The sequence below is a fragment of the Acinetobacter sp. Colony158 genome (genome assembly GCF_019264745.1).
Lineage (GTDB): Bacteria > Pseudomonadota > Gammaproteobacteria > Pseudomonadales > Moraxellaceae > Acinetobacter > Acinetobacter ursingii.
Genome location: NZ_CP078523.1, coordinates 2,843,525 through 2,851,008 on the forward strand (window position 1 = coordinate 2,843,525; position 7,484 = coordinate 2,851,008).

Annotated in this window: 7 protein-coding genes; 5 read left to right on the top strand and 2 right to left on the bottom strand. The window is 34.7% G+C overall.

The genetic code is table 11. The features are described 5' to 3' along the window. Both JR005_RS11640 and JR005_RS11645 read left to right on the top strand, forming a co-directional pair. On the top strand, positions 1-484 hold a 484-nt coding region (locus JR005_RS11640; protein WP_218665107.1), incomplete at its 5' end, for an IS3 family transposase. Positions 485-551: 67 nt separating this feature from the next. Next, positions 552-1,934, top strand: coding sequence for a TonB-dependent siderophore receptor (locus JR005_RS11645; protein ID WP_228731698.1), 1,383 nt, complete (start codon positions 552-554; stop codon positions 1,932-1,934). Positions 1,935-1,990: 56 nt separating this feature from the next. Here the strand turns inward: JR005_RS11645 and JR005_RS11650 are convergent, their stop codons facing one another. Continuing rightward, positions 1,991-3,406, bottom strand: a complete 1,416-nt coding sequence (locus tag JR005_RS11650; protein WP_218665108.1) for an aspartate ammonia-lyase — start codon at positions 3,404-3,406, stop codon at positions 1,991-1,993. A 134-nt stretch (positions 3,407-3,540) separates the two neighbouring features. Here JR005_RS11650 and JR005_RS11655 point away from each other — a divergent pair, with 134 nt between their 5' ends. Continuing rightward, the gene (locus tag JR005_RS11655) at positions 3,541-4,431 is read left to right on the top strand and encodes a LysR substrate-binding domain-containing protein (protein ID WP_218665109.1); all 891 of its coding nucleotides are present in this window, start codon (positions 3,541-3,543) and stop codon (positions 4,429-4,431) included. A 272-nt stretch (positions 4,432-4,703) separates the two neighbouring features. Beyond that, the gene (locus tag JR005_RS11660) at positions 4,704-5,165 is read left to right on the top strand and encodes a MarR family winged helix-turn-helix transcriptional regulator (RefSeq protein WP_004997920.1); all 462 of its coding nucleotides are present in this window, start codon (positions 4,704-4,706) and stop codon (positions 5,163-5,165) included. Between the two features lie 97 nt (positions 5,166-5,262). On the opposite strand, the gene JR005_RS11665 is transcribed toward JR005_RS11660, so the two are convergent. Then, the gene (locus JR005_RS11665) at positions 5,263-5,961 is read right to left on the bottom strand and encodes a DUF1826 domain-containing protein (protein ID WP_218665110.1); all 699 of its coding nucleotides are present in this window, start codon (positions 5,959-5,961) and stop codon (positions 5,263-5,265) included. 339 nt (positions 5,962-6,300) lie between these two features. Between JR005_RS11665 and JR005_RS11670 the strand changes: the two genes are divergently transcribed. After that, positions 6,301-7,452 (top strand): Fic family protein, encoded by a 1,152-nt coding sequence (locus JR005_RS11670; RefSeq protein WP_218665111.1) that lies wholly within the window; start codon positions 6,301-6,303, stop codon positions 7,450-7,452. Positions 7,453-7,484: the final 32 nt, after the last annotated feature.

The following is a 7,484-nucleotide window of genomic DNA, read 5'->3' on the forward strand; positions in this document are numbered from 1 at the left end:
TATTCAAACCAATTCTGGCTGGGTCTACACTGCATTTATTATTGATGTGTTCTCGCGAGCAATTGTTGGATGGAAAGTATCTACACGGATGAATACAGATATGGTGCTCGATGCATTGGAGCAAGCATTGCACGATCGAGGCATGCCAAAGAATGTAATTCATCATTCCGATAGAGGTGTTCAATATCTTTCTATTCGCTATACCAATCGTTTAGAAGCAGCAAATTTACGAGCATCAGTCGGTACGACAGGTGATTCATACGATAATGCTTTGGCTGAAACGGTGAATGGCTTATACAAAACAGAGGTGATTGAATATTTAAAAGCAGATTGGCAAGGTTTAGCAGATGTACAACTTGCGACATTAAATTGGGTAGATTGGTTCAACAAAAAGCGTGTACACAGTGCACTGGGTTATGTATCGCCTTTTGAGTTTGAAGCAATGTACTATGATAAGATTAATCCGTTAGGTCAGGTGGCCTAACTTAAATAAAAAAGTCTCCGACAAACCCGGTACGGTTCAAACAGCAGTAGCACTTGATTATCGTATTTTGCCAAATTTAGTGTGGAAAGGGGAGATTCTTTATCAAGATCGACATTTAGATAATGAAGCTTCAATGTTTTCATGGTGGGGATTTGAAGGTAATAAACTTCCAAAACCGATTGATGGTAGTGATAAACATATAGTAAAAGGTGCTTTTTATACCATTCATTCTGCACTTGCACAGACAGGATTGTATTGGCAAATTAATGATGATTGGAAAGCCGAAATCACTCAGGCGAGAACTAGAAATCGTAATTTTGTGAATAAAACTTTTGCCTATATTTTGAATGAACAAGGTGATTATTCAATAAACATGTATCAATTAGGCGGGGAAAGCGTTCGTGATACCAGTCAATTAATGATAAATGGTTTATTTAACACAGGTTTTATCAAACATGATTTAGTTTTTGGTGGATCTTTTGAAAAAAAAGAAATGCGTGATGGAAACTATAACTGGGACGCGAATGTTGCTACAGGCAATATTTATCAACCACAAACTACTTACTATGATAAACCGATGGACTTTACTCAAACAGATTCTGGAAATATTTATCAAAAACAAGTTTTTGCAAGTGATACGTTAAGTTTTAATGATCATTGGCAGGCAATTATCGCTGGACGTTATATAAATTATAATAATCAAGCGAATACTTATCAAAAAGAAGTGGTTACACCAACTTATGCTTTAATTTATAAACCAATTGAAGATTGGTCATTTTATGCAAGTTATTCAGAAGCATTGGAAGAAGGCCAAAAAGTCACAAGTGGTTCTGGTCAGCAATATGCAAATGAAGGTCAATATTTAGATCCAACCATTAGTAAACAGTATGAAATTGGAACCAAATATCAACAAGATCGATGGCATGCATCAGCTGCTTTATACCGGTTAGAACGTATGGCGACAATCGATGAGATGATAAATGGTCAGCTATATCTCACTCAAAATGGTGAAACCGTCTATCAAGGTTTTGAATTGATGGGGGGATATAAAATTACCCCAGATTTAACTATAAATGCAGGGATCAATTTAAACGATCCAAGTATTGAAAAAGTCAGTGAAGCAAATATTGAATATAAAGGGAATCGTCCATCAGGAGCTTCAAAGATCCAAGCAGTGGTTCAAGCTGACTGGAATATACCTTATATAGAAGGTTTAAGTGTACATGGTGATGTACGTCATTATGGTGATACATGGTACAACGATGAAAATACCATTAAATTTGATGATTACACCTTAGTTAATATTGGTAGTGGCTACAAGACCCGTATTTCAAATAAGCCTGTGACTTTTAGAGCTGATATTAATAATTTACTTAATAAAAAATACTGGATGAACTCTGGTGCAGGAGAACCGATTACCTTTGTTTTAAGTGCAAAAGTAGATTGGTAAATCATATTTATATTCAAAAATAAAGGCGCTTTAAAGCGCCTTTATTGATTAAATGCTTAAGCTGCGTCTTTAGGTTTCACCATGTTATCAATCGCTAAAATCTCAGCAATCACTTCATCCGATAAAAGCTGTTCTTCGCGAATTAAACTGAGAACGCTTAAACCTGATTCATTTGCAGTTTTGGCAATACGAGTCGTTGTTTCATAACCTAAATATGGATTCAATGCAGTCACGATTCCAATCGAGTTTTCTACTTGAGCTTTACAATGCTCGGCATTGGCAGTCACGGTATCAATACATTTGGTTCTAAACATTACCAAAGCACGAGATAACAACTCAATGGATTCAAATAATTTAAATGCAATCAAGGGTTCCATTGCGTTCAATTGAAGCTGACCTGCTTCGGCTGCCAATGTAACCGCTAGATCATTTGCAATAATCTGAAAACAAACCAGATTTAATGCCTCAGGAATCACTGGATTGACTTTACCTGGCATGATTGAACTACCTGGCTGACGCGCTTCAAGATTAATTTCATTAATTCCTGTACGCGGACCGCTGGACAATAAGCGCAGATCATTGGCAATTTTTGATAATTTCGTTGCTGTACGTTTTAGCAAACCCGATAAAAGGACAAAATCGCCCATATCTGAAGTGGCTTCAATCAAATCTGGTGCAGACTGAATATTTTTTTGGCTAATTTCAGACAAAGCCTGAATTGCAAGTTGCGTATAACGATACTCAGTATTGATACCCGTACCAATTGCTGTGCCACCCAAATTCATATAATTCAACGTGTTTGGCGCAATGCTATTGATTTGAGCTAAATCTTTTTCAAGTGTCGCAGCAAAAGCATGGAATTCCTGACCAAGTGTCATCGGTACCGCATCTTGAAGTTGAGTACGTCCCATTTTCAAAATATGAGAAAACTCCTGACCTTTGGCGCGCAAACTTGCAATGATGTCTTCAAATGGTTTATTTAGATCATCTAAACTAAATAACAAGCCTAAGCGAATTGCAGTAGGGTATACATCATTGGTGGATTGTGACATATTCACATCATTATTTGGATGTAAATATTGATATTCGCCTTTTTTATGATTGAGATATTCAAGTCCAATATTAGCAATCACTTCATTTGCATTCATATTGGTCGAGGTTCCAGCACCACCTTGAATCATATCAATGGGAAACTGTTCATGAAATGAACCATTTACAAGTTGTTCAGAAGCATATTTAATCGCTTCAAGTTTGATATTATCAAGTTTACCCAACTGGTTATTTGTTTGCGCACATGCCAGTTTAACCATAGCTAAAGATTTAATTATATTCGGAAATTGTTCTATTTTATTTGAACTTAAGTTGAAGTTTTCTATGGCTCTTAAAGTTTGAATTCCAAAATAAAATTGATTGGGTACTTCACGAAAACCTAAAAGATCTTTTTCTGTACGTGTTAAAATTTCGGCGTTCATTTTTTTATCTGTCTGAGGAAGATAATTCATCATAAAATTGGTAAGAAATAATTTCTAATGCATAGATTAAATTTGCTATGCAAAATTTGCATACTGTGATTATAATTTGATGATCTTACGCTTAGACCATACACATGAGCCTTGAAATTCGCTGGATTGAAGATCTTTTAACCCTTGAACAAGAACGATCAATTTCTAAAGCCGCAGAACGAAGATTTGTTAGCCAATCTGCATTTACCAGACGAATTCAACATCTTGAGCAGGCATTAGGCTTTCCAATTTTAGATAGAGACAGTCGGCATCTTGAGTTTACCGATGCAGGACAGATTTTACTTGCGACCGCTAAAAGTATAGAAAATCAATTACAGGCAACGTTGGCTTTATTAAATAATTTAAATAGATCAAAAGAAATTACGGTTCGTTTTGCTGTCGTTCATTCACTAAGTTCAACGTTTTTTTCAAAGTTTATTCAGCTATTTCCAGAGCATTTACAAGAATTTAAAATTGAGTTAATTGCTGCGAATGTGGGAGAGGGTTTTAAGCTTTTAAAAGAAGGAGCATGTGATTTTTTTATTGGTTACATTGATCATAATAAAATCAATCAAATAAATACTGATATTATTGATTATTTAAAATTAGGGCAAACTGAAATTATTCCAGTTTGTATTACCAATAATAATGGCGAAGCTAAGTTTGATATAAATAAACATTTTCCATTGCTTTCATATAGTAAAAATGCATACTTAAGAAATCTAGTAGATCAAGTGATATTAAACCAATTAAATTATCGGATTTTATATGAAACAGATCATGCAAATAATTTAAAAGATTTTGTGATGCAAGGAGCAGGCGTAGCGTGGTTACCTAGAATTACGATTGAAGATGAACTGGCAACGAATAAAGTCAAAATTTTAGCCGATACAAAATTTAGCATTCAGCAAGAAATTTTTATTTTAAGCAATAAGTTAAACAAAGATTCCTCTCTACAGCAGATTTGGAGTTTTTTAAAAAAAGTTCAGGTTTGAGCTAGATGTGGACTTTGCTGCTTGAATAAACTGCTAAATTTCATAATTTTTTAAATGGACAACTTATGAAAACTATGTATATAAGATCATAGACTTAGTTTTAATGAATGGTTAATTTTATAAAATTATGCCAAAAAACATAGTAATTATGATGAAAATTATTACACTAGTATATTGATTTTAAAAAAATAAATACTCTAAAATGGTCATAGTTTTTAGTTGTTGTCTGAATTTTTCTTTTATCCCATAGCTTATGGATGAATCATTTTTTTATGTCAAATAAGTATTCCAAATTTTTTCCAAATCATGACGAATTTAATCTAGATAATTTTCCTTACTACTGGATTACACAAGTCTATGGTCTGTATGTTGCCAAAATGGACAACTCTTTAAAAAAATACGGTTTAGATAATTCTAGACGTCGTATTTTATTGGCGGCTTATCTTTATCCAAATGCAAGTGTTTCTGATTTATCGGAAATGACGTTAATAAAAATATCAACGACTACCAAAATTTTAATTCGTCTGCGTGAAGAGAATCTGATTGAAACCATGTTGTGTCCCGATGACAACCGAGTGACTCGAGTTAAATTGACACAACAAGGTGAAGAGATGGTCAAAAAGATTAATGAAATGACGGTTGTGTTGTTTGAAGATAGTTTTAAAGGACTAAAGCCTTCTGATATTGACCGTTTAAATGATTCATTGAAGATCATTAAACAAAATTTGGAATAGTAGCGCGTCTAAACTTACACCTTCGTTCGACTCATGGCTTCTAGAGTGCCCAATAGAACGCCATTGAGTTATATTGAATTGAAATGACGAATTTGTTTTAGCAAATCAATAATAATCTATACTCATTTTTTCTTTCAGTGGGCGCACGATGAACACAAGGTAAAACTTGCTGTTTGGGATGATCTACTGCCAATCGCCAAAGATGTCCTGAGCCTAAGTTCAAAGGGTTTGCATCAGGTTTAGGCTGATAATGTAGATCGAAAAAATGGTCTTCTAGGAACATGTCGAATTCATCTTCCGGGCCATGATACAGCTCTTTAAGTTTTTCCCTAATTGCTGGAATCTTAATTTTTTGCTCAACTTGATCGTTGGGTAAAATGTCACTGGCTGGACCGAAATAAGTACATAAAAACGTATCAGTCTCGATCGGTGAACGATCAATATGATATGAATAAACATCTGTGGAAATAAAATCGAGATCTTCATCTCTTTGATAATTTTTAAGCAAATTCAGTACAGGTGATGCACCAAAATCAGTTAATAATTGCATATCTTTTAAAATAATGTCTCTTGCTAAATGTCCATTTTCCGAGAGTTTCAGCTCTAGAAGGTCTTCTATCGAGATTTCTGTAATATTCTCTTTTAACTCAAGTTTATCAACAATCTCTTTGAAATCACCAATTAGGTTTCGATGCCAGCAAATCGCATTCATGCTTTTTTGAAAATTTGAATTTATCAATTCAGAAAAAGTTGAAACTACGCTAATTTGATGACTATCGGAAAATGTACTGGCCATATAAGAATGAAATAAAGAGTGTATTGCGTTTTATTATATAACATTGAACTCTGAAAATTGCATTTCCATACTTGCGGCAAAAATTTTGTAAAGATGATTAGACCTTCACATAAAAATCTAAATTACAAGGTGAGCCAAATACCAGTCATTATCAGCTTGTTTCATGAGCCGAATAATTATTTTATTTGAATCAATATATGAGCCAATTTAAAACGTATTTAGCTTATGACGGATTTCCATAATCTATGTTTCATCAGAATGAGCCGAATAATTTGAATAAATAGCTCACATTTTGAGCCGAATAAAAGCTATAATCAGCTCATGGAATAGGGGATGCTAATGAAAAAATGGGTCTGGCAAAAAGCCGATTGGACTAAATTTAAATGGGATGACACACTCGTCACGGCCAAATTGCGCTTAATCCATAAGAAGATAGGTCAGTTGGTCGGTGAGAGCAAAGCATCACCAGATGCTGAAGCATTACCCTTAGATATGCTGCTAACCAACCTTGTAGCATCTTCTTTAATTGAAAATGAAAAGTTAAATGTTCGCTCACTCAAATGCTCTTTAGCTCGTCGTTTAGGTGTAACAGAAGAAAATCCTGCGCCACTTCAGGATAAAACTGAAGGATTAGCCAATATCATGATGGATGCCGTAAATAATCATAATGCGCCATTAACTATGGAGCGCCTGTTGCAATGGCATAAATGGCTTTTTCAAAATATAGAACGCTTTGATTATGCCGCCCAGAAAATCAAAGTAGGAGAGATTCGAGATAATGCGGCTCCCATGCAGGTTGTGGGTGGTTCTCTTTATGGCACATCAACCAAGCTTTATTTTGAAGCACCAGAAGGTGGAGAACATTTACTAGGACTGATGCATGAATTCTTAGAATGGTTTAATCATTCTAAAGATGATGTCATGCTTGATCCGTTGTTACGAGCTGCTCTTGCTCATTTTTGGTTTATAACATTACATCCATTTGAAGATGGTAATGGTCGTATCACTCGTGTCATCACTGATTTAGCATTAGCGCAAATGGATCACCAGAGTATTCGTTTGTATGCGATGTCAGTGGCAATCCATGAAAATCGGAGTAGCTATTATGAAATTCTAGAGAAGTGTCAGAATAATACCTATACGATTAATGAGTGGTTAATCTGGTTTTTAGATACGTTAGAGAAAAGTATCGACAGGTCTTTATTAAGACTGGATAGAACGATTGCCAAAGCTAAATTTTGGAGTTCTTATTCGCATATTGAATTCAATGAGGCCCAAAATAAAGTTTTAAATCGTTTACTTCATGGCGAAGAGAATGATTTTCCTCATGGGATCAGTGCTTCTCAGTATCAAAAAGTGACTGGTGTAAGTAAAGCGACAGCAACACGCCATCTAGTTGAGCTTTTAGAAAATGATGTATTGTATAAACTCGAAGGTGGTGGGCGTAGTACGCGCTATATATTGAAAATAGACAAAGAAAAGTTTATTTGAGAGATTCAAAATTACTGAGCTGTGGCTACAAA